The organism is Halomonas sp. SIMBA_159, assembly GCF_046536035.1.
GTDB classification, from domain to species: Bacteria; Pseudomonadota; Gammaproteobacteria; order Pseudomonadales; family Halomonadaceae; genus Vreelandella; species Vreelandella venusta_A.
In genome coordinates, this window is sequence record NZ_JAWJBT010000809.1 from 1 (window position 1) to 264 (window position 264).

Genomic DNA, 264 nt, shown 5'->3' on the forward strand with positions numbered 1-264 from the left:
GATCGTCGCCTGGGGGGAGCGACACCAGATCGCCCTCTATCTCGCGGCGATCGTGGTCGGTGCCGTCGTGGGCCTCTGGGCGCCCGCCGTCGCGCATCCGCTGGAGCTCGCGATCACTCCCGTCCTCGGGCTGCTGCTGTACGCGACGTTCCTCGGCGTCCCGTTCTCGGCGATCGGACGCGCATTCCGCGACATCCGCTTCCTCGCCGTGCTGCTGGTCGTGAACTTCGTGATCGTGCCCGTGATCGTGTTCGGCCTGTCGCG

At 68.9% G+C, this 264-nt stretch carries 1 pseudogene; it reads left to right on the forward strand.

Going from position 1 to position 264, the window contains the following annotated elements:
- A pseudogene (locus R0J87_RS21455) lies at window positions 1-264 on the forward strand (arsenic resistance protein); the annotation flags it as partial.